Annotated in this window: 19 protein-coding genes and 1 pseudogene; 10 read left to right on the top strand and 10 right to left on the bottom strand. The window is 72.8% G+C overall.

The window, feature by feature from the left end; translation table 11 throughout:
• Positions 1-5: 5 nt before the first annotated feature.
• Positions 6-482 carry a GNAT family N-acetyltransferase gene (locus ACZ6B8_RS25890; protein WP_471071141.1) on the bottom strand — a complete coding sequence of 159 codons (477 nt, stop codon included), beginning with the start codon at positions 480-482 and terminating at the stop codon, positions 6-8.
• Between the two features lie 287 nt (positions 483-769).
• Between ACZ6B8_RS25890 and hemC the strand changes: the two genes are divergently transcribed.
• Complete coding sequence (hemC, locus tag ACZ6B8_RS25885; RefSeq protein ID WP_471608815.1) at positions 770-1,705, top strand: hydroxymethylbilane synthase; 936 nt, start codon at positions 770-772, stop codon at positions 1,703-1,705.
• Positions 1,706-1,935: 230 nt separating this feature from the next.
• Entirely contained in the window at positions 1,936-2,502 is a 567-nt protein-coding gene (locus ACZ6B8_RS25880) for a type 1 glutamine amidotransferase domain-containing protein (protein WP_471608814.1), read from the top strand.
• A gap of 157 nt (positions 2,503-2,659) precedes the next feature.
• Here ACZ6B8_RS25880 and ACZ6B8_RS25875 read toward each other — a convergent pair whose 3' ends face one another.
• Both ACZ6B8_RS25875 and ACZ6B8_RS25870 read right to left on the bottom strand, forming a co-directional pair.
• The gene (locus tag ACZ6B8_RS25875) at positions 2,660-3,604 is read right to left on the bottom strand and encodes a threonine/serine dehydratase (RefSeq protein ID WP_471071150.1); all 945 of its coding nucleotides are present in this window, start codon (positions 3,602-3,604) and stop codon (positions 2,660-2,662) included.
• A gap of 121 nt (positions 3,605-3,725) precedes the next feature.
• Complete coding sequence (locus tag ACZ6B8_RS25870) at positions 3,726-4,391, bottom strand: nucleoside deaminase (protein WP_471608813.1); 666 nt, start codon at positions 4,389-4,391, stop codon at positions 3,726-3,728.
• A gap of 111 nt (positions 4,392-4,502) precedes the next feature.
• On the opposite strand from ACZ6B8_RS25870, the gene ACZ6B8_RS25865 reads away from it, so the two are divergent.
• Positions 4,503-4,691, top strand: a complete 189-nt coding sequence (locus tag ACZ6B8_RS25865; RefSeq protein ID WP_471608812.1) for a hypothetical protein — start codon at positions 4,503-4,505, stop codon at positions 4,689-4,691.
• 1 nt (position 4,692) lies between these two features.
• On the opposite strand, the gene ACZ6B8_RS25860 is transcribed toward ACZ6B8_RS25865, so the two are convergent.
• Positions 4,693-5,181 carry an Lrp/AsnC family transcriptional regulator gene (locus tag ACZ6B8_RS25860; RefSeq protein WP_471073425.1) on the bottom strand — a complete coding sequence of 163 codons (489 nt, stop codon included), beginning with the start codon at positions 5,179-5,181 and terminating at the stop codon, positions 4,693-4,695.
• 131 nt (positions 5,182-5,312) lie between these two features.
• Here ACZ6B8_RS25860 and ACZ6B8_RS25855 point away from each other — a divergent pair, with 131 nt between their 5' ends.
• Positions 5,313-5,882 (top strand): RBBP9/YdeN family alpha/beta hydrolase, encoded by a 570-nt coding sequence (locus ACZ6B8_RS25855; protein WP_471608811.1) that lies wholly within the window; start codon positions 5,313-5,315, stop codon positions 5,880-5,882.
• 81 nt (positions 5,883-5,963) lie between these two features.
• Here ACZ6B8_RS25855 and ligD read toward each other — a convergent pair whose 3' ends face one another.
• From ligD to ACZ6B8_RS25835, 4 genes are all read right to left on the bottom strand, one after another.
• Positions 5,964-6,923, bottom strand: coding sequence for a non-homologous end-joining DNA ligase (gene ligD / locus ACZ6B8_RS25850; protein ID WP_471608810.1), 960 nt, complete (start codon positions 6,921-6,923; stop codon positions 5,964-5,966).
• A gap of 142 nt (positions 6,924-7,065) precedes the next feature.
• Positions 7,066-7,587 carry a hypothetical protein gene (locus ACZ6B8_RS25845; RefSeq protein ID WP_471608809.1) on the bottom strand — a complete coding sequence of 174 codons (522 nt, stop codon included), beginning with the start codon at positions 7,585-7,587 and terminating at the stop codon, positions 7,066-7,068.
• A 122-nt stretch (positions 7,588-7,709) separates the two neighbouring features.
• Positions 7,710-8,303 (bottom strand): SMI1/KNR4 family protein, encoded by a 594-nt coding sequence (locus ACZ6B8_RS25840; RefSeq protein WP_471608808.1) that lies wholly within the window; start codon positions 8,301-8,303, stop codon positions 7,710-7,712.
• Positions 8,304-8,311: 8 nt separating this feature from the next.
• A complete protein-coding gene (locus tag ACZ6B8_RS25835) occupies positions 8,312-11,317 on the bottom strand; it encodes an ATP-binding protein (RefSeq protein WP_471608807.1) in 3,006 nt (1,001 codons plus the stop codon).
• Between the two features lie 179 nt (positions 11,318-11,496).
• Here ACZ6B8_RS25835 and ACZ6B8_RS25830 point away from each other — a divergent pair, with 179 nt between their 5' ends.
• The 3 genes and pseudogenes from ACZ6B8_RS25830 to ACZ6B8_RS25820 form a co-directional block, all read left to right on the top strand.
• Entirely contained in the window at positions 11,497-11,904 is a 408-nt protein-coding gene (locus ACZ6B8_RS25830; RefSeq protein WP_471608806.1) for a VOC family protein, read from the top strand.
• Between the two features lie 103 nt (positions 11,905-12,007).
• Positions 12,008-12,460, top strand: a complete 453-nt coding sequence (locus tag ACZ6B8_RS25825) for an iron chaperone (RefSeq protein ID WP_471608805.1) — start codon at positions 12,008-12,010, stop codon at positions 12,458-12,460.
• Positions 12,447-13,148 (top strand): annotated as a pseudogene (locus ACZ6B8_RS25820) (hypothetical protein); the annotation flags it as partial. The gene ACZ6B8_RS25825 and the pseudogene ACZ6B8_RS25820, both read left to right, overlap by 14 nt.
• A 161-nt stretch (positions 13,149-13,309) precedes the next feature.
• Here the strand turns inward: ACZ6B8_RS25820 and ACZ6B8_RS25815 are convergent.
• Positions 13,310-14,389, bottom strand: coding sequence for a serine hydrolase domain-containing protein (locus ACZ6B8_RS25815; RefSeq protein ID WP_471608924.1), 1,080 nt, complete (start codon positions 14,387-14,389; stop codon positions 13,310-13,312).
• Positions 14,390-14,625: 236 nt separating this feature from the next.
• Between ACZ6B8_RS25815 and ACZ6B8_RS25810 the strand changes: the two genes are divergently transcribed.
• Both ACZ6B8_RS25810 and ACZ6B8_RS25805 read left to right on the top strand, forming a co-directional pair.
• On the top strand, positions 14,626-15,285 hold the full coding sequence (locus tag ACZ6B8_RS25810; protein WP_471071182.1) for a TetR/AcrR family transcriptional regulator: 660 nt from the start codon (positions 14,626-14,628) through the stop codon (positions 15,283-15,285).
• 167 nt (positions 15,286-15,452) lie between these two features.
• Positions 15,453-16,877, top strand: coding sequence for a PP2C family protein-serine/threonine phosphatase (locus tag ACZ6B8_RS25805; protein WP_471608804.1), 1,425 nt, complete (start codon positions 15,453-15,455; stop codon positions 16,875-16,877).
• Between the two features lie 47 nt (positions 16,878-16,924).
• Here ACZ6B8_RS25805 and ACZ6B8_RS25800 read toward each other — a convergent pair whose 3' ends face one another.
• Positions 16,925-18,418 (bottom strand): DNA-binding protein NsdB, encoded by a 1,494-nt coding sequence (locus ACZ6B8_RS25800; RefSeq protein ID WP_471071187.1) that lies wholly within the window; start codon positions 18,416-18,418, stop codon positions 16,925-16,927.
• 234 nt (positions 18,419-18,652) lie between these two features.
• Between ACZ6B8_RS25800 and ACZ6B8_RS25795 the strand changes: the two genes are divergently transcribed.
• On the top strand, positions 18,653-19,840 hold the full coding sequence (locus tag ACZ6B8_RS25795; RefSeq protein ID WP_471608803.1) for an aminoglycoside phosphotransferase family protein: 1,188 nt from the start codon (positions 18,653-18,655) through the stop codon (positions 19,838-19,840).
• The last annotated feature ends 134 nt before the right edge of the window (positions 19,841-19,974 follow it).

Below are 19,974 nucleotides of genomic sequence, written 5' to 3'. Positions count from 1 at the left end.
GCCGGTCAGCGGGGCGTCTCGCGGACGAACAGGGTCACCGACACACTCGCCTCGAAGCCGTTGCGCCGCATCAGGGCGGCCGACGCGGTGTTGCGGGACTCGACATCGGTGACGACGGCGCTGGCGCCCGCCTCCGTGAGCGTCGCGCAGCAGGCCTTCACGAGACGGCTCGCGATGCCCTGTCCCTGGTACTCGGGGGCGCTCGCGATCCACTCCAGGTTGCCCCAGTCGGGCCGCTGGTCGAAGCCCATGGAGCCGAGCACGAACCCGGCCAGCCGGTCGCCGTCGTCCAGGGCGACCCAGCAGGCGGAGGCCTCGCTGTCCATGTGGCGGGCGATCGCCGACAGCGACCAGGAGGTGTACGGCTTGACGGACGTGTCGTAGACCCGGCGGCCCAGGGCGAGGACGTCGGCCAGATGGGTGGCCGTCATCGGCTCGGGGGTGATCGACGCCGGGCGTTCCGGCGCGGCAGGGCTGGACATGGGGCCTCCCGGAAGGCGGGCGCGGCGCCGGGCCGCGGCTGCGTGCACCTCACGCTATGAGGCGGGCGGGGGACGCGCATGCCGAGGTCTCCGGAGGTGTACGGGCACCGGGCTCCGGCGCACGCCGAGCCCCGGGCCGACCGCCGCTGCCGGCGCTGGGCGGACACGCCGCAGCCGTGCGCCCCCGGCGTACCACCCATCGTCCGCCAACTCACGCGCGGCTGCGGTACTTTGATCAGGTGGACGCCTGTCCGAGGCATGCCGTCGGAGCCCTTATCGTGGACCGCATGTCCGTTCCTGAGCTCATCCGCATCGTCTCCCGCTCCTCCCCCATGGCCCTCGCCCAGGTGGAGCGCGTCCGCGCCGAACTCGCCGCGCTGCATCCCGGCATCCGCACCGAGGTCGTGCCGGTCACCACCTCGGGGGACCGCTGGATGGGCGACCTGGCGGCGCTCGGCGGCAAGGGGGCGTTCACCAAGGAGGTCGACGCCGCATTGCTTGCCGGCGACGCGGACCTCGCGGTGCACTGCGTCAAGGACGTCCCCGCGGACCGGCCGCTGCCGGCGGGCACGACGTTCGCCGCGTTCCTCAAGCGGGACGACATCCGCGACGCGCTCATCCACCCCGGCGGCCGCACCCTCGACGAACTGCCCGCGGGGACCCGCATCGGCACGTCGTCGGTCCGCCGGGTGGCTCAACTCGCCGCCTCGCACCCGGAGTTGGAGTGCGTTCCGATGCGCGGCAACGCGGGCCGCCGGCTGGAGAAGCTCGCCGCGGGCGACGCGGACGCGCTGCTGCTCGCCCAGTCGGGCCTCGACCGCATCGGCCGCCCCGAGCTGGCCAGCGAGATCCTGTCGGTGGAGACGATGTGCCCGCCGATCGGGGCGGGCATCCTCGCCCTGCAGTGCCGTGAGGACGACACGGCGACCATCGACGCCGTGTCGGACCTTGGCGACACGGACGCCTGGCGGGAGGCGACCGCGGAGCGCATGTTCCTGCACGTGCTGCAAGGCCACTGCAACTCCCCGATCGCCGGGTACGCGCGTTCCGAGCGCGGCGGCGACCTGTCGCTGCGGGCCTGCGTGTTCACACCCGACGGAAAAACGGTGCTCAACGCGCACGAGTGGGCGGGCCGGCTCGACCCCGCGACGCTGGGGACCTCCGTGGCCGTGGCACTGCTGCGCCAGGGCGCCCGGGAGCTGATCGACGGCATCGCCCACTGACTCGCCCGTCTGTGCGTGTGCGGTCCACCTAGGGTCTTTGGTCCCGGGTCACGGGGTGGGTCTCGGGGCACCCGTCCGCTGCGGAACGGTTACTCCGGTCGCCGGACTCATCTGGCGCCACCCCGGCGTGTGCCCATGCTGAAGAGGGGTACCGGAGCGTCCGGTCGGCTGCGAAATCGCTGCGAACACAGCACCGCACCAAACGCACAGCATCAGAGGAAGGCAACGTCATGGCTGACAACACACTGAACGGCCACCGTGTCCTGGCGATCGTCACCAACTACGGAGTCGAGCAGGACGAGCTCGTGGTGCCGGTGCAGCACCTGCGCGAGCGCGGCGCACATGTCGACGTGGCCGCCGTGTCGTCGGACGAGATCCGCTCCCTCGTCGGCGACAAGGACCCGGGCAAGAGCGTCCAGCCGGACCTGACGCTCGCCGACGCGGACGCGTCCTCGTACGACCTGCTGCTCATCCCGGGCGGCACGGTCAACGCCGACACCCTGAGGCTCGAGGAGACCGCCGTCTCGATGGTCCGCTCCTTCGTGGAGTCCGGCCGCAAGGTCGCGGCGATCTGCCACGGTCCGTGGCTGCTGGTGGAGGCGGACGTCCTGGAGGGCAAGACCCTCACGTCGTACGCCTCGGTCGCCACCGACATCCGCAACACCAAGGGCACCTGGGTCGACAAGTCGGTGATGCACTGCGGCGCGAACGGCTGGGACCTCATCACCTCCCGCAACCCCGGCGACCTCGACGACTTCCTCGGCGAGATCGACAAGACGCTCGCCGCGGCGGGCTGACGCAGCGGCCGGGACGGACGGGAGGGTCTCGTACGCGTATCGCGCGCGTCAGGCCCGAGAAGTCCCGAAGAGTGGTGGCCGGAACCCCGCGGGGGTCCTCCGGCCACCACTTCCGCGCCGCTATTCGGTCACTCCAGGGACCCGTGCGACGGCGAGGTCACGCGGTGTAGGCGGTGATGTCGTCCAGGGTGGTGTTGCCGCCGCAGATCACCAGACCGAGGTGGGTGTCGTCGCCGGTCTTGGCCAGGACGCGCCGGGCGGCCGGCAGGAGACAGCCGGCGGCGGGCTCGGCCCACACCTTGGCGTGCTCGGCCAGTTCCCGTACTCCGGCGTAGGCCTCGGCCTCCGGGACGACCAGGACCTCGTCGACCATGTCGCGGACCATCGTGTACGTCAGCGGGGAGACCGTGGGCGCGCCGAGCGTGCTGATCCGTGAGTTCACGTCCACCTGGAGCGGCCCGCCGTGGGCCAGGGCCTGCGACATGGCGTCGGCTCCGGTCGTCTCCACTCCCCACACCCGCACGCCGGGCCGTCGCGCCGTGAGCGCCGCCGCCACGCCCGCGATCAGGCCTCCGCCGCCGATGGAGACCACGACGTCCGTCAACTTCCCCGCGTCCTCGGCCAGTTCCAGTCCCACGGTGCCCTGTCCCGCGATGACCACCGGGTCGGCGAAGGGGTGCAGCAGGGTGAGCCCCTCGGCTTCCAGACGTTCCATGAGGGCGAAGGCCTCGGCCATGGTGTCGGTCAGGCGGACGTCGGCGCCGGCGTTCCGGGCGGTCTCCACGGAGCGTGCCGGGGCGGTGCGGGGCATGACGACCGTGGCCCGTACGCCCAGGGCCGCGGAGCTCTCGGCCACGGCGACGCCGTGGTTGCCGCCGGAGACGGCGACGACGCCGGCCTCGCGTTGGGCGTCGGTCAGGGTGAGGAGCTTGGCGACGGCTCCGCGCGCCTTGAAGGAGCCGCTGCGCTGGAGCAGTTCGAGTTTGACCGTGACCGGCACGCCGAGCAGTGCGCTCAGACCCGGGCTGGGCACGGTGGGCGTGCGCACCACGTGGCCCGCGATGTGTGCCGCGGTGGCCTCCAACTCCTCGACACCGATCATGGCGCTCCTCCGGGGTGTGGGTCGGTCGTATGGCGTGTTCCGGTCGCACGATACGTGGAGGTGGAGGCGGCCGTGGCGCGTGACGTACGACCGGATCCGCAGAGCCGGGCGAGGAACACGCTCATCCGGCGTCGCTGCCGCCCACTTTCCCTCCGTACGGGGAGAGATGGGGCAGGGCAAGGCGGTAGGCGACCGCGACCGTCTCGGCCTCCACGAACCCCGGGATCTCCGCGCAGCGTCGGGCCGACGCCAGTGCCCCATGGTCGAAGGCTCGCTCCCCACCGCGTGGCGGCGCGTCGCGACGGAGGCCCCACAGGTCCATCAGCAGGGCGCCGAACACCGCGAGAGGGCCGTGAACCGGTCCTACGCGCCGTGTCCAACGCTCCGCGATGGCGCCGCTGACGAACGGAATCCGTTCGATGCCCTGCCAGAGGGGATCCGGCGCCGCGTAGACGACCGTGCCGACGTGCGCGTGGAGGAGGGCGCCGCTGCAGAGGAGGCACGGTTCGAGCGTGGTGAAGAGGCGGTGGTCCTCATACCGTCGCTCGGCGGTGACTTGGCCTAGGACGTTGATCTCCGCGTGTGCGATGGCGGCTCCGGCGAGCTGTCCCGGCGGGGCGGTGGCGGCGGCCTCCTGGCTCCGGTTCCGCCCCCGGGCCACCACGTTCCCCCGCGCGTCGACCAGGACGGCTCCGACAGGCCGGCTGCCCGCCCGCAGCGCCTCCCACGCCAGCGCGAAGGGCTCGCGCCAGAGTGCCGGGAGCGCGGAGTCGTCTTTGCCCGTCATCGCTCGATTGTCCGTGGTGGTGTCGGTGCGGGTACGGCGAGTCAGTGGTTTGCGGGGGGGGGGGGGGTGAAAAGTGGTCAGGAGCACCGCAGTTGACACGGGAGGCAAGCGGTGGTTTTCAATCCGGGGCAGAACGGGCAGTGGGTCCGCACGCGTACGGACGCCGACACGAAGGCGTTCATCGAGGAGAAGCGGGCCGAACAGGAACGTTCACAGGAGACCGGTACCGGCACGGTGATCCTGACCGGTGTCGTCGTGCTCTTCGTGATCGCCGCGGCACTGTACGGCCGGCTCGGCTGAATCACCCGCCCGCGCCGAACCCCGGCCTCCCGCTGCCGCAGTCGCCGCCGGCGTCGAGCGGCAGCGCCTTGGGAGGGTAACTGCGCAGGACCAGGGACGTGGTGACCGAGCCGTGCCGGGCCAGCGAGTCCACGATCTCTTCCAGGTGTTCGGCACGGGAACAGTGCACGTCGAACAGCAGGCAGTCCTCGCCCGTCACCCGCAGGGTCGACACGACTTCGGGGATCCGCGCCGCGAGGGCCAGCGCCTGGGTCAGCCGCGCGTGGGTGGTGCGCAGCCGGATCACCGCGTGCAGGGTCAGCCCGAGCGCGGCCGGGGCGACGACCGCGCGGTAGCCGGTGATGACTCCGCTCCTCTCCAGACGTTGGATGCGCGCGCTCGCGGCCGGTTGGGACAGCCCGACGCGCCGTCCGACCTCGGCCCCGGTGAGCCGTCCGTCGGCCTGGAGCAGGTTCACAATGGCGCGGTCGATCTCGTCGAGCGATTCCATCGTCGTCACCCACACTTTCTTTGTGATCGCTTGCCGGCCCTTGCCGCGGCCGCCGCTCCGCCGAGAATCGTCCCGAGTTCGGCCCGGAGAGCGGACGGGCCACGACGGACACGGTGGAAGGGCGGAGAACGATGGTCGCGTATGTCGTCATCCCGGGTATCGACGGGTCGGACGAACGGCACTGGCAGAGCCTGTGGGAGACCCGTTGGGAGGCGTCGGCGAGCCCGGCGTCAGCGGTCCGGATCGCCCCGGCCTCGTGGAGCGCGCCGGATCTGCCGGACTGGGTGTCGTCCGTCCACAGTGCGTACGAGACGGCCGCGCGCCGGGACGGCCAGGTGGTGCTGGTGGCCCACAGCCTCGGGTGCTGGGCCGCAGCGCGGTGGCTGGAACAGGCCCGACCGACGCGGGTGGCCGCGTTCCTGGTGGCGCCTCCGGACCCCGGCGCGGCGACGTTCCCACGGGAGGCGGCCGCGACGTTCCTGAACGTGTCCGCTCGCCCGCTGCCGTGCCCCGGCATGGTGGTGGCCAGCGGTGACGACCCGTACTGCGACCCGGTGACATCCACCTCTTTCGCGCGGGCGTGGGGTGTGCGGTGCCATCTGGTCGGCGACCACGGCCACCTCAACTCGGGGAGCGGCCTGGGCGCGTGGCAGCACGGGGCGGAGCTGCTCCACGCTCTCGTGGAGTCCTCTGCGGAGTGATTTGCGGAGTGATTTGCGGAGTCGTCGGGTCCGTGAGGAGGACTGCCGTCAGCGGTCTTTCAGCGGTCGCTCAGCCGCCGTTCAGTCGTCGGGGGCGAGGTCGGGGCGCAGCCGGTGCCAGACGGGGTGGCGGAGCAGGCCCGCCCGGGTCAGCGCGGTGTAGCGGACCTCGGCGACCAGCCGGGGCAGGACCCAGTGGGCACCGGGCACCGCGGGCACGGGGGTGAAGGGACACGCGTCCATGGCCGCGATGCCCAAGAGGTGGGCGAGGTCGGCGCGTTCCCGTTCGTTCCATCCCGTGCCCACACTGCCCCGGTACACCAGATCACCGCCCTCGTACTGGCCGACCAGGACCGCGCCGGGCAGCCCCGCCAGGCGCCCGCGGCCGGGCAGCCAGCCGCCGATGACGACGTCGAGAGTGCGGACGTTGCGGATCTTGACCCAGTTCGGTGAACGTCTGCCGGGCTCGTACACGGAGTCGAGCCGTTTCAGCACGATCCCTTCGAGGCCGTGTTCGCGGGCGAAGTCCAGGGTCTCGCGGCTGTGGCCGGCGACTGCCCCCGGGACCGACCAGGTCGCTCCTGGGCCCGCCGCGACGAGCCGCTCCAGGACGTCGCGCCGCCGGGCGTAGGGCAGGCCGGTCAGGTCCTGGCCCGCCGAGAACAGCACGTCGAAGAGGACCAGGTGCACCGGCGCGCGGGCGGCGAGCCGGGCCGCCTTCGCCGGGGAGCCCGCCAGTCCCATGCGCGGCTGGAGCCGCTCGAAGTCCGGACGGCCCGCCTCGTCGAGGACGACGATCTCCCCGTCGAACACCGTCGGCACACCGCCCAGCGTGTCGGCCAGGGCGTGGAGTTCGGGGTACGCGGCGGTGATGTCGTCGCCGGAGCGCGAGCGGATGAGCAGGGTGTGGTCACCGGGCAGATAGATCAGCGCGCGCTGCCCGTCGTACTTGGTCTCCGCACTCCACAGGTGCTCGCTCTGCGGGGGCGGCAGCGAGCCCGCGCTGGCGAGCATGGGGGCGAGGCGGGGCAGGGTGGCCATGCTTGTCAGCCCTCGCCCCGCGCGGGCGCGTTCATGCGTGACGGCGGCGCATCTCGCCCGGTCGGCCCTGCGACCGGGCATCGAGCGGGCCGGCTGATCCGTGGCCGGCAGGGCGCGGGCCCGGTCCGGGACGCGCTGCCCGTCAGCTGACGACCTGGTCTCCGTCGGGGACGTCCTGGACCGTGACCACGTCACCCGGCACCCCGAGCCCCTGCGACACCGCACGGGCGAGCCCGTCTGGGTCCGGCCCCTCGGGGACCGGCACCTGCTCCCCCTCGCCGTAACTCTCGATCGCCTTGGTGAAGTAGCCGGGATGCCATGCGCCGACGGCACCCCGGACCTCGACCGCGGTCACGGGCCGGGTGCCGACGAGGCGCCGGAGCGCGGGCAGGATCTCGTCGGACCGCAGTTCGCCGGGCACCTGGAACAGACTGGCGTGCGCGCCGAGGAGCCCGCCCTCGCGCTGCCGCACGGTGACCGTGAGGCAGCTGGTCACACTCGGATACGTGATCACTCCCCCGGACGGCACCTCCTTGACCTGCCCCTCCGTGACCGTGACCTTGTCCGGAGCCTGGGTGAGGGCCTGTCCTTGGGCCTCGGCCGCGAGGTGGTGCCGGGGCTCGGCGGCCTGGGCCGGGGCTCCGATCCCGACCTGCAGAGCCATGAGCGCCGCCGACAGAGACGTGACCCACGCGACAGCCCCGCTCCGGCGCGCTGACGATGAGGGTTGGCGGTGTGCGTGGTGCGCGGGCACGAAATCTCCTGACGGACGAACTGAACGGATCGCTAAAGGATCTCCCATGCGAGTGCGTGCTCGCCGACTGCCGTCGGCAGGTAACCGTCGACCGCCTCACCGGACTCGAGCGCGGTGGCTGTCGCCTCCAGGAGAGCCGGCAGGGAGGTCCACATGGTGTGCGGCCTGAAGGAGCTTCCCGTCTCGTGATCGGCGTGGCCGATCCGGCCACGGCGGTGGTGTTCGCGCTGGTCGACGATCAGGCAGTCCCCGGCACCGTCGGCGGCGAAGGGGATCCACTGGACGTGCCACCAGGGCCCGGACTCCCCGGACGGCTCGGATTCGTCCGCGTCGATGCGGTCGTCACCGTAGATGCTCAGACGCAGGTGGTAGGCGTCCTCGATGTCGCGTACGGCCATCAGTTGCCAGAACGGAGGCAGCAGCACGTCGTCGCCCGTGCCGTCGTGCCGGAGCAGTGTCTCCGTCAAGGAGTCGGGGAAGGGCAGGCCGACGGCCGCCTCGGCGGCGGCTATCGCCGCCCGGTCCGCCGGGGGAGCCAGACCGGCGAACGTCCGCGGCGCGTGCCGGGCGAGCCATGTCTCGATGCGGTCCCAGGACGTGGACACGGGGGGTATGGATGCCGTCATGGGGCGGATCATGCCAAGGGGGAGGCCGACGAGCCCAGCCCGGGCCGGCCGGCCGTGAGGCCGAGTCCCGCCAACTCGGTTGCTCCCGTGGCCGCGTGGGGGCCGCCCGCCAGGAGCAGTGTGCGGGCCGCCTGGTACGGGGAGCCCGCCGCCGTGAACGCCTTCGCCGTGGCCAGTGCGCGCGGGACGTCCCCGTCGAGCAGCGCCTCCGCGCGGGTCACCTGGGCGGAGGCGACCGGGTTGCCGGCGACCACGGCCTTGGCGGCGGCGATCCTGGTCCGGGCCTCCGGGTGGCCGGCCAGGACCGCGGCCTCCGCCCGCAGGGCCACGTACCAGTGCAGCCAGATCCAGCACACCCACTTCCACACCTGGTCCGGCTCCGGAGCGACCCGCTCCAGTGCGGCGTGCGCGTCCCCGTGGTGCAGCAGAACCGTGGCGTCGAAGACGGCACCGTAACCGTGGCGGTGCTCCGGCACCGTGTCCGCCCGCTCGACGACCGTGAGCCAGGCGGCCCGGGCTTCGTGGTCGCCGCGCAGGCCGTGCGTCATCGCCACCGACGCCGCTGCGGCGCCCAGCGAGAGCGACCGCTGGCGGCCGCTCCGCTCCCAGGCGTCGAGGAACCGCACGCTGCGACCGAGCACCGCGTCGGCGTGGCCGGCGAACGCGTCTGCCGCCAGGATCCAGCACGTGGCGTGGTGACCGGCCTCAGCCAGCAGCGGGTGCTCGGCGAGTTGTCGGCCCCACCGCCGCGCCTCGGCCAGTCCGCCCACTCCGAGCGCGGTGCCCGCGGCCATGGCGAGAGCGTCCGTCAGTTCGTGCGTGCCGGCGGGTGTGGGCGGCACGCACGTCAGTACGTCGATGCGCTGTCGGGCCGCCGCCGCGACGGCGAACGCGTCACCCGCCCAACTCCGCGCGCCGGAGAGCGCGTCGAGGGCGGCGGACCGTGCCACCGGGTCGCCCGCGATCCGGGCGAGCTCGATGGCCCGCTCGGCCCGCCGCACCGTTTCGCCCACGGTGTTCCGCGCTTCTCCCTGGACCGCGCCGAACGCGTCCACCACGACGGCCGCCTCGGCCAGCGCGACGGCCGCCACGGCGGCGGGGGCGTCACCGGACAACTCCCGTGCCTCGTCCAGCATCCGCGTCACATCGGCCACGGCGGGAATCCGCGCGAAGGAGGTGGAGAAGCGGTACGCGACGGTGGCCGCCGCCGCCAGATCCCGCCCCGCGCCGGGTGCGTCCCCGGCCCGGCGTGCGGCCGCCGCGGCGGCCCGGTGCAGGCGGAACATGTCGTCGCCCAGCCTCCGGCAGCCGGCCACCCCGGCGGCGTGGCGCAGCGCGCCCGCGCCCGCCGCGGCGTCCTCGGCGAGCTCCGCCGCCTGCTCGTACCGCTGCTGTGCCTCACCCAACAGGTTGCGGGTGAAGGCCAGTTCGGCCAGGGCGAGGGCGAGTTCGTACGCGTTCTTCCGCTGGTCAGGCCGGTCGGCGGCCCAGGCGAGGGCGGCCCGCAGATCCTCGGCCAGCGCGTCGAACCGCACGCGCCGCTCGGCCTGGGCGCGCCAGTCGGTTTGGGTCGGCGAGTCGGCTCGGGCCTGCGAGTCGGCCCGTACGTGCCCGTTGGCGCTGCCCGAAGCGGGGGCGGCCGAAGCGAGGGTGTCGGCTACGGTGGTGGCCGCTGCGGTGCAGGCCGTGGCCGACGTGAGAGCCGTGGCGCCCGCCAGACACCACCCGACGTGCCGGGCGCGGATCTCCGCGACCTCGTCGGCGTCGGCCAACCGCTCCGCCCCGTACTGGCGGATCGTCTCCAGGGCCTGATAGCGCGTGCCGGACTCGGACCGCGTCACGGCGAGCAGGCTCTGCTCGGCCAGCCTTCCCAGCCCGTCGAAGACCGCGGCAGGCTCCAGCGCGGTGCATTCCGCCACCCCGGGCGCCACCCCTGTCCCTGCCCCCGCCGCGACCTCAGCCGCGTCCGCCGCGGTGAACGGCGCCATGAACACCGAAAGCCGCCGCAGCAGCACACGGTCGCGCGGTTCGAGCAGGTCGTGGCTCCAGTCGAGGACCGCGCGCACCGACCGGTGCCTGCCGTCGGCGCGGGGGCCGCCCGCGAGGATCCTGAGCTGGTCGGAGAGGCCGGCCAGCAAACCGTCGAGGCCGAGCGTGGGCCAGCGCGCGGCCGCCAGTTCGATGGCGAGTGCCATGCCGTCGAGCCGTTCGCACAGCGCCGCGACCTGAGCGCGGTCCTGCGGAACCGCTGCCCCTCCGACCGCCGCCGCCCGCTCCAGGAACAGAGCGACCGCCTCCGAACCGCCACCGCCGACCCGGGAGAGCGGCGGGACCGGGAAGACCCACTCGAACGGCACCATCAGGCGGGCCCGGCTGGTCGCGAGCACCCGTATCCCGGGGCAGGCCCCGAGCAGCTGCTCCAGGAAGGGCGCCACCCCGTCGAGCACGTGCTCGCAGTTGTCGAGGACCAGCAGCGCCCGCCGGTCCCCCAGTGCGGCCACCACCGCGTCGTCGATACCGCGGCCGGGCTGCTCACCCACCCCTACCGCCGCCGCGACCGCGGCGCCCACCCGGCCGGGGTCGGTGACGGGCACCAGGTCGACGAACCACACGCCGTCCACGAAGGCGCCGGCCGTCTCCGCCGCGACCGCCAACGCGAGCCGTGTCTTGCCCACTCCGCCCAGACCGACCGCGGTCACCAGCCGGCGCTCCGTCACCGCGGCGGCCAGCTCGGCGCGTTCGCGCACCCGGCCGACGAACGCCGTCAGCGGTGCCGGGAGCGCGGGCGCGGGGCGTGGCCGTTCGGTGGTCGGGGCGGGGCGGGCCTGCGCGGACGCCCGCCGGGACAGCGCCCGCCGGTCCGGCATCTCCAACTTCCGCAGCAGCGAGGAGACATGCGACTCGACCGTCCGTACGGAGATGAAGAGCCGCGCGGCGATCTCCGCGTTGCTGAGGTGCTCCCCGAGCAGGGCGAGCACTTCGGCTTCCCGGGACGAGATCGCTGGAGTGGACATCGGCTCATTATCCGTACGGGGCTCCCCTTACGGGGCGGTGGTTTTTCCGTGGTCCTTCCCTGGTCCTCTCCGTGGTCCTTTCCGTGGTGAGCACGGAGGCGGCCCGTACCCCGGCCGGGAGAGGCTTCAACCACAGCGAAACGAGCCCGGCAACGGCCGCCAGAACACCAGGAGTTCCCATGCCCAGTCCCGTCAGCCCCGCCGACCCCATCCGCTCCTCCTCCGAGACCCCGGAGATCAGGACCCTGCTGCTGCCGGTGTCCGACCTCGCCCAGGCGAAGGCCGTGTACACCGCCCTGCTCGGTGCCGCCCCGCAGATCGACGACCCCTACTACGTCGGCTTCGACACCGGCGGCCGGCCTGTCGGCCAGCACGTCGGTCTCCTGCCGGGCGGCGGTCCGCAGGGACTGACCTCGTCGTTGGCGTACTGGCACGTGCGGGACATCGAGGCGAAGGTCGCCGAGCTGACGGCCGCGGGCGCCACCGTGAAGGACGCGCCGGGCGACGTCGGCGGCGGCCGCCTGGTGGCCACCCTCATCGACCCCGACGGCAACCTGCTCGGCCTCCTGGAGGACCGGGACCGGTGACCGCGGCCCCCGCCCCACGCTTCTCCTCCTCCCCCTCCTCCCCCTCTCCTCACTCTCCACGCAGCCGAACCGCCCTACCCCATCCCTAAGGAGCACCCCCGACATGACCAGCACCGACAGCGCCAAGCACGAAGGATTCACGGCCGAGGAGCGGGCCGCGATGAAGGACCACGCCCAGGAGCTCAAGAAGGCGGGCCGCCGCACCTCGGCCGCGGACAAGGCGGCGGAGGCCGTACGGGACGTCCTCACGAAGATCGCCGCGATGCCGGAGCCGGACCGCGTCATGGCCGAGCGCGTCCACGCCGTCGTCACGGCCAACGCCCCGGCCCTCGCGCCGAAGCTCTGGTACGGGATGCCCGCCTACGCCCTGGACGGCAAGGTGGTCTGCTTCTTCCAGAGCGCGGACAAGTTCAAGGCGCGTTACGCGACCCTCGGCTTCAGCGACCTGGCGCAGCTGGACGACGGCCCCATGTGGGCGGCCGGTTACGCCCTCACCGAGGTGACACCGGAGGTGGAGACGCGGATCGCCGACCTCGTGCGGCGTGCGGTGGGCTGAGGCGTGCGACGGGCCCCGGAGCGCTCCGGCCCCCGCTGGGGGCAGTGGGCCGGAGCGCGGCCCGTGGTCGCGGACGCCGCTGCGCGGAGCAGACCGCGCCGGCCTCCCGCCGGACCCAGAAGCCGAGCGCTCAATAGCCGAGCACCGAGAAGCCGACCGTCACGAATTCTTCACGCCCTCCTCACTTTACCCAAGGGCAAGAACGGGACATCCGCGCGGGAGGAAACGCGCCACATGGACGCCGCGGCGCCACCTCCCCGCGGGGGAAGACCCCCAGGGCAGACGGAGGGAAGCCGCGTTCCGTGCGATTCGCCCGAACCGGGACCGCCGCCCGGCCGACCGGTCGACGGACCACCCGGTCGCCCGCCTGAGCCGGGCCGCCACGGGGATCACCCGCGTCCCCTTCACCCGGCGGGCCTGGGCCGAGGCGGCGTACTGCCTGATCGGATTGCCGCTCGGCCGCGCGGGCGGGGTCGCCCTCGCCGCGGTGCCGGCCCCCGGGGCCGGACTCACCGCCTCCCTCGTGCTCGCCGTGGTCGGCGCGCTGTTCCTCGTCGCCGGCCTCCGGCTGGCCCGCGCGCCGGGCGGCGCCCACCGCGGCCTCGCCGCCGCGCTCATCCGCGAGTGGACAGCCGTGCCCCTGCCCGCGCCGACGGGCAGCGGCTTCGTGGGGCGGCTGGGCGCGCCGCTACGGGACGGCGTCGGCTGGCGGGCGGCGGTCTCCGTCCTCGCGAAGCTGCCGGTTGGGCGCTCTGGGCGCGTACGCCGCCCTGTGGTGGGTCACCGGCCTGGTCAACCTCACCGCGCCGCTGCGGTGGGGACTCCCGGGACGCGGCGGGAGTGGTCCGGTCAGCCGTACATCGCCACGCGGTGGAGAGCAGCGAGCGCGGCGTCGATGGGGTGGGGCCGCGGCTTGCCCGCGGCGTCGAACGTGTTCCACCGCTGCAGGTTCACCGCGACCGCCAGCTGCCGCTTGCCGTCGGCACGGGTCATGGCCAGCGCTCCACCGCCCCACACCGACCCGCCATGGCCCCAGAAGACGCCCTCCCCGGGACCCCCCATCGGGTGCAGACCGAGGCCGTAGTCGATCGTCTTTCCCTCCTGGGAGATCACCGGGCCGGTGCGTTGCATCTGCGCCAGTGACGACGGGGCGACAATCTCCCCGGCGAGCAGCATGGCGTAGAAGCGGTTGAGGTCCGCGACGGTCGATATGAGGGAAGCCGCCGGGCCCACGAACGACATGTCGAAGACGCTGTAGTCACGCGGCGGGTCGATCATGCCGAACCACGACTCGTAGAGCCGCGAGTGCGGTCCGTCGACGTACGGCCCGGTGGGGAGTTCGGTGTCCTGGAGCCCGGCGCGTTCGATGACGTTCCGGGTGATGCACTGCTCGGCCGAGGCGCCGGTCACCTGTTCCAACAGCTGGCCGAGGAGCAGGTAGTTGGTGTTGGAGTACACCCCAGGAGCGCCGCCCGGGGTGCCGACGGCGGGCGCGGCGACCCCCATCTCGATCAGCTCGACGGGGTCGAACCGGGTGTGCCGGTGGTCGTCCAGGCTCTGCGGCCGGGTGCCCACGGGGTCGGGGAACGTCTTCAGGGAGGGGTAGGCGTACGGGAGGTACTCGGCGAGGCCGCTGGTGTGGTTGATGAGCATCCGGACCGTGATCGCGTCACCGCGTTCGCCGGGAACGAGCTTCGGCAGGTACCTGCCGATCGGTGCGTCGAGCCCGATCCGGCCTCTCTCGACCTGCTGGAGAACCGCCGCGGCGGTGAAGGTCTTGGTGATGCTGCCGACCCGGTGCCGCATGTCGGCGGTGACCGGGCGGCCCGTGCCGAGATCGGCGACCCCGACGGCGCCGCGCCAGACCCCGCCGTCGGCGCGCACCTCGGCGAACAGGCCCGGCACCCCGGCGCGGTGGACGTCTTCCATGGCGGCATCGAGCGCCGCGGAATCCAGTGAGTTCCTCACGACATGCGTCCTTTCGCAGTACTCGGGCCGGGCTCCGCATCGGCCGCCCGAGCCGGGTGACAGGGCACGCGTGACGCGTCGGCCCGGCTGCTGCCGGGTCGCTCGGCACGCTCATATCCTCATTATGCACGCGGTGCGTGCATCACCAAGTGCATACCGAATGCCTGGGCTAGACTGAGCGCGACGAGAGGGGCGAAATGGCAGGTCGAAGGCGCTGGACGACCGAGGAAATCCTGGACGCGGCAGTGGAGTTGCTGCGCACGAGCGGCACGGAGTCGTTCAGCGTGCGCAAGCTCGCCGCGACGCTGGGGACCGATTCCTCCAGCCTCTACCGGCACTTCCGCAGCAAGACGGAGCTGCTGCGCGCGGTCGCCGACCGCACCCTTCTGACGTCGATGGACGGTTACCGCGCGGAGGGCGACTGGAAGCAGCGCATCACCGCCGTGGCCCTGCGCGTGCGGGAGGCGTTCGGGGAACAGCCCCAGCTCGCCGCGGTCTGGGGACGGTACGCCTCGGGCGGCGCCGGTTCCCGGCTGGTCGTGGAGGAGATTCTGCAGGCCCTGCGCGCCTCGGGCCTGCCCGACGAAGAGGTCCCGGTGCGCTATCACCGGCTCGCGGTCCTCATCGCCGCGCTGGTCGCCTCCGAGGCCGGAGTCGACACGATCAGCCCGGAGGAGTACGAGCAAGGCATGGAGCTGTTCCGCGTCACAGTCCTCGGCGCCGACCCCGAACGCTTCCCCGCCCTGGCGCACTTCGCCCGTGACGTCCGTCCGCTCGGCGCGGACCGCCGGCCCGCGTTCGAAGAGATCCTTGCGGCCCAGCTGGGCCACATCGAGGCCGCGATCCGCCCCGGCTAGGGCCTCCTCCGCAGCGTCCACATACCCGTGGGCCAACGGCATATGTCAGAAGCACCACCGCATCGTGTGTTGCCAAATCCCTTACGGGCCACCCCCTGCTGTGCGAAAGTCGTTAGCGGTCCACCACCCGCCAAGTCGGTCGCACCGCACCTTCACCGGAGCACCTCATGCCGTCCCATGTCTTCGCGGACCACGCAGCCGCCCGGCCGCCCGAGCGCGGCACGGTCGACGCGCTGATCTCGCAGACGCGCCGGCTGCGCGGCGAGGTCGACGCCGTGCGGCGTGACGCCGTGGCCGAGGCCGGCCGCGGTGACCTCGAGGGACGCTGGCAGCGAGCCCTGTGCGACCTGGCGGTGCATCAGCTCAACGACCTCGACGATCATCTGGCGCAGCTGCGGGACGGTCCGCCGCGGGCGGGTGGGGAGCCCGCGGTCCCGGCCGCCGCGGAGGGCGCCGATCCACACCGCGGATCGCTTCTGAGCCGGGTGGGCAGCGCCGAGTGGAACCTCCTGACCGACGAGGCGAGTTGGTCCGCCGAGCTCTACCACATCCTGGGCCGCGACCCGGCCGCTCCCCCGCTCTCCCTGGACGAACTCCCCTCCCTGGTGCACGCCGAGGACCAGCCGCGGCTCACCACGATGGTCACGGACTGCCTCATCGACGGAAAGCCCATCGACGGCGAGTTCCGTGTCAAGCGTTCCGACGGCCGGCTGCGGCAGGTGCACATGATGGGTGAGCCGGTGCTCGCCGCGGACGGCTCCACCGCCTCCATGTGGGCGGTGCTTCGGGACGTCAGCGAGTTACGCCGCAGCCAGCGCGTGCTGCGCGAGAGCCGCGACTCCCTCCGGCGCCGGCACGACATCGCGCAGACCGAACACCGCCTCGCGGTCGAGCTGCAGGAGGCGGTGCTGCCGCCATGGCGCGACTCCCTGCGGCTTCCGCACGGCGGCCCCGGTCGGCTCGATCTCGCCGCGCACTACCTCCCCTCCTCGACCAGCTCGCTCATCGGCGGCGACTGGTACGACGCGATGGAACTCCCCGACGGAACGGCCCTGTTGAGCGTCGGCGACCTCACCGGGCACGGCGTGTCGGTCACCTCGGGCATGGCGATGCTGCTCGGCGCGCTGCGCGGCATGGCGGTCGCCGGAGCCGCACCGGGCCGGATCATGGGCTGGCTGAACCAGTTGCTGGACGCCACGGTCCAGCCCGCCCTCGGCAGCGCCGTCTGCTGCCGCTACGACCCGCCCACCCACCTCCTCACCTGGGCACAGGCCGGCCATCCCACCCCACTGCTGTTCCGCGACGGGACGGGACGCGCCCTGACGCCCCCGCACGGCGTCCTCCTCGGCGCCACCTCGGGGGCGGCGTACGAACAGGCCGAAGAGCAACTCCGTTCAGGTGACCTGTTGTTGCTGCACACCGACGGCCTGGTGCCGGGGCAGGACAGGGACTCCGCGACGGGACTGCTGCTCTCCCTCGCGTCCCGCCTCACCGAGACGCGTACCGCACAGGACTGCGTGCGCACCGTCGTCGAGGAGTTCGACGTTTCTCCGCGCGAGGACGACGCGTGCCTGCTGGTCGTGCGGATCTGAGCCGAACGCCCCAGCCCTTCCCGTGCCTTGCGCCCTCTCCGTACCCGCTACGCCCTCGCCGTCCTCCCCGCGCCCCTGGCCGCCTTCGGCAGCGCGAGCTTGATCTCCTCCCGCAGGTCCTGGATCTTCGGATAGCCGCCGTACTGCGCCGTCAGGCGATACATCTCCCGCAGCCGGTCCCAGGTGCGCTGCGAGGAGTTGGCCCGCATCGACACCAGTGCCAGCCGCGCATAGCGGTCGGCCTGTTCGGGGTCGTCGGCGATGAAGCAGGCCGAGGCGAGGGAGATGTAGTCGAAGATCTGCGACCGGTCACGGTTCTTCGCCCGCAGCTCGATCGCCTCCTTGGCGTGCCGCTGGGCGACGTTCGCCGCGGACGCCTCGTGGTCGGCGAGGGTGCGGTACGCCAGGGCCTGCATGCCGTGCAGGTCCGCCTCGTCGAACATCTGCATCCAACTCGGCGGCGGCACATCCCCCTTGTCCGACACGAAGAGGTCCTCGGCGATGCCGAGCGTGCGCCGCATCGCCTGGCCGCGCCCCATCGACGCGTGCGCCCACGCCTCGATGGTGTACAGCATCGCCCGCGTGCGGGGCAGCGCCTCCTCGCCGGCGCCGGACCTGGCGAGCTTCATCAGGTCCAGGGCGTCGTCCGGCTTGCCGAGGTGCACCATCTGGCGCGCGGCGCGGGACAGCGCCTCCCCGGCACGCGGCCGGTCGCCGCCCTCGCGGGCCGCGTGCGCCGCGATGACGAAGTACTTCTGTGCCGTGGGTTCGAGCCCGACGTCGTGCGACATCCAGCCGGCGAGTACGGCGAGGTTGGCGGCGACGCCCCACAGGCGCCGCTGCAGATGGTCGGGGTGCCGGTAGGCGAGCATGCCGCCCACCTCGTTGAGCTGGCCCACCACGGCCTTGCGCTGCAGCCCGCCGCCGCGGGCCGCGTCCCACGCGCGGAACACTTCGACCGAGCGCTCCAGTTCCTCGATCTCCTGGGACCCGATGGGGGCGGCCTCGTAGCGGTCGAACCCAGCGGGGTCGGCGTGCAGGGGATCGTCGATGTGGGGGGCGTCGGCCGCGAAGGCCGGATCGGTGTGCAGCCAGTCGTGCATGGCGCTGCTGAGTGCGGAGCCTGCGGCAAGCGCAGCGCCCGCGCCCACCAAGCCGCGTCGGTTGAGCATGAGGTCCATTCCCGTGAATTCGGTGAGGACCGCGGCTGTCCGCTCGGGCGCCCACGGCACGCCGTCGGGGTGCTCCACACTCCCGTCGCCACGCCGTTTCCCTGCGCGCCCGTGCCGGACCATGCCTAGATCCTCAGTGGTCACGACACGGCCGAGACGCTCGGTGAAGAGAACAGCCAGCACCCGAGGCACCGGATCGCGCGGGATCTCTCCCGTGTCGATCCACCGCCGCACCCGCGAGGTGTCCGTGGCCAGTTGCGGGTGGCCCATGGCCGCCGCCTGCCGGTTCACCAGTCTCGCGAGCTCCCCCTTGGACCAGCCGGCCAGGCCGAACAGGTCCGAAAGGCGGGTGTTGGGTTGTCCGTTCACGTCAAGCCCCCAGGTTCTCGGCTGAGTTGACAGTAACCCTCTGTCAGTTGCTGAGCGACTATTCGCCAGGGTTCGCCAGGGTGCGCCAGATGGTGTGCCAGGGGACGACGGGTGTCAGGTAGGAATGCGCCACCCCGACCCGGCCGCCGCACGGCACTCCCCAGGGTGCACCCGAAGCGGCCGGGCCGGGAGGCGCACGCAACTCACAGGCACACGAAGGGATCTGTATCGCCCATGTACGCAGCATCGTCCTCCGTGTCCGCCCCGCCCCGGCCGCTGCGCCCGCGCCCCCCGGTCCACCGGAGCCGCGAGATCCCCCCCACGTCGGGGAGCGGCCCCTACCTGGAGCCGGTGCGCGCCGTCGGCGCACCGCTGGGCGTGGGCCGCACGCCCCGCATGCCGGGTTCCGGCACGCAACCGCTCAGCGGGAGACTCGACTTGTCAGGCCCCCAGGGGGCGCAACTGCGCACCGCGATCGCCTCGGTGCACCGCATCTGCCCGGAGTTCAATCCCGTGCAGGTACTCCGCCGCAGCGGGCGTACGGTGTTGCTCGTCGGCACGGCGGGGCGCGGTACCGCCGTCGCCAAGTGTCTGCTCGACCACTCACCGGTGTGGGCCGAGCGGATCAGGCACGAGATAGCGGCCTACCGCTCGTTCGTCAGGCACCGCCCGCCGGTCCGGGCTCCACGGCTCATCGCCGCCGACCCCGACGACTGCACGCTGGTGATCGAGCGGATGCCCGGCCGGGTGGCGGCGCTGCTCCGCCACCCGATCGAGTCGCCGCCCCGTGCCGACATCCGAGCGGCGCTCGGTTCGGTATGCCGTCTCAACCAGTGGCGCCCTCCGGCCGAGATGTTCGGCAGGCCGTTCGACTACGGCAAGCGGATCTCCCGCTTCCATGAGCTGGGGCTGCTGACCGACCGCGACATGGGTGACCTGCAGAAGCTGCTGCACGGCATCGCGCACTCGGTGGGGCACCAGGGCCAGGGCTCCCAGGCCATGTGGCAGTTCTGCCACGGCGACGCCCTGCTGTCGAACATCCTGCTCTCCCCGACCGGCCCCGTCCTGGTCGACTGGGAGCACGCCGGCTGGTACCTGCCGGGGTACGACCTGGCGACGCTGTGGGCGGTCCTCGGTGACGCCCCGATGGCCCGGCGCGAGATCAGCCAGCTGGCGCAGGCCGCGGGCCCCGCGGCGCGCGACGCGTTCCTGGTGAACCTGATGCTGGTGCTGACCCGCGAGATCCGTACGTACGAATCCGCCGTGCAGCGTTCGATGCACGACGCGACCCCGACGGCACCGGTCCAGGCCCACCCCGGTGCCGCGCCGTCCGGCGAGGAACAACGGCTGCTCCTGAGGCGGCTGCACGACGACTGCCAGCTGGCCCGCCGGGCCGTGCGCGCGGCGGTCGGCACTCGCTGACGGGGGACGAGGTCCGCAGTGCGCTTTGGACAGGGGCGCACTGCGGACTTTCGTATGCCTCCGGCGACTTCCCAGTGACTATGACGCGGACGCGTGTATGCGACAGGTACGCGACGCCTGTGCGCCGACGCCCT

It is taken from the genome of Streptomyces sp. NPDC041122, assembly GCF_055592445.1.
This window is presented reverse-complemented; position numbering and strand designations above follow the sequence as displayed.

Bases quoted from the DNA above. Each gene is read 5' to 3' on its own strand.
- ACZ6B8_RS25890 (WP_471071141.1), bottom strand. From the start codon at position 482: ATGTCCAGCCCTGCCGCGCCGGAACGCCCGGCGTCGATCACCCCCGAG.
- hemC (WP_471608815.1), top strand. From the start codon at position 770: ATGTCCGTTCCTGAGCTCATCCGCATCGTCTCCCGCTCCTCCCCCATG.
- ACZ6B8_RS25880 (WP_471608814.1), top strand. From the start codon at position 1,936: ATGGCTGACAACACACTGAACGGCCACCGTGTCCTGGCGATCGTCACC.
- ACZ6B8_RS25875 (WP_471071150.1), bottom strand. From the start codon at position 3,604: ATGATCGGTGTCGAGGAGTTGGAGGCCACCGCGGCACACATCGCGGGC.
- ACZ6B8_RS25870 (WP_471608813.1), bottom strand. From the start codon at position 4,391: ATGACGGGCAAAGACGACTCCGCGCTCCCGGCACTCTGGCGCGAGCCC.
- ACZ6B8_RS25860 (WP_471073425.1), bottom strand. From the start codon at position 5,181: ATGGAATCGCTCGACGAGATCGACCGCGCCATTGTGAACCTGCTCCAG.
- ACZ6B8_RS25855 (WP_471608811.1), top strand. From the start codon at position 5,313: ATGGTCGCGTATGTCGTCATCCCGGGTATCGACGGGTCGGACGAACGG.
- ligD (WP_471608810.1), bottom strand. From the start codon at position 6,923: ATGGCCACCCTGCCCCGCCTCGCCCCCATGCTCGCCAGCGCGGGCTCG.
- ACZ6B8_RS25845 (WP_471608809.1), bottom strand. From the start codon at position 7,587: ATGGCTCTGCAGGTCGGGATCGGAGCCCCGGCCCAGGCCGCCGAGCCC.
- ACZ6B8_RS25840 (WP_471608808.1), bottom strand. From the start codon at position 8,303: ATGACGGCATCCATACCCCCCGTGTCCACGTCCTGGGACCGCATCGAG.
- ACZ6B8_RS25835 (WP_471608807.1), bottom strand. From the start codon at position 11,317: ATGTCCACTCCAGCGATCTCGTCCCGGGAAGCCGAAGTGCTCGCCCTG.
- ACZ6B8_RS25830 (WP_471608806.1), top strand. From the start codon at position 11,497: ATGCCCAGTCCCGTCAGCCCCGCCGACCCCATCCGCTCCTCCTCCGAG.
- ACZ6B8_RS25825 (WP_471608805.1), top strand. From the start codon at position 12,008: ATGACCAGCACCGACAGCGCCAAGCACGAAGGATTCACGGCCGAGGAG.
- ACZ6B8_RS25815 (WP_471608924.1), bottom strand. From the start codon at position 14,389: ATGGAAGACGTCCACCGCGCCGGGGTGCCGGGCCTGTTCGCCGAGGTG.
- ACZ6B8_RS25810 (WP_471071182.1), top strand. From the start codon at position 14,626: ATGGCAGGTCGAAGGCGCTGGACGACCGAGGAAATCCTGGACGCGGCA.
- ACZ6B8_RS25805 (WP_471608804.1), top strand. From the start codon at position 15,453: ATGCCGTCCCATGTCTTCGCGGACCACGCAGCCGCCCGGCCGCCCGAG.
- ACZ6B8_RS25795 (WP_471608803.1), top strand. From the start codon at position 18,653: ATGTACGCAGCATCGTCCTCCGTGTCCGCCCCGCCCCGGCCGCTGCGC.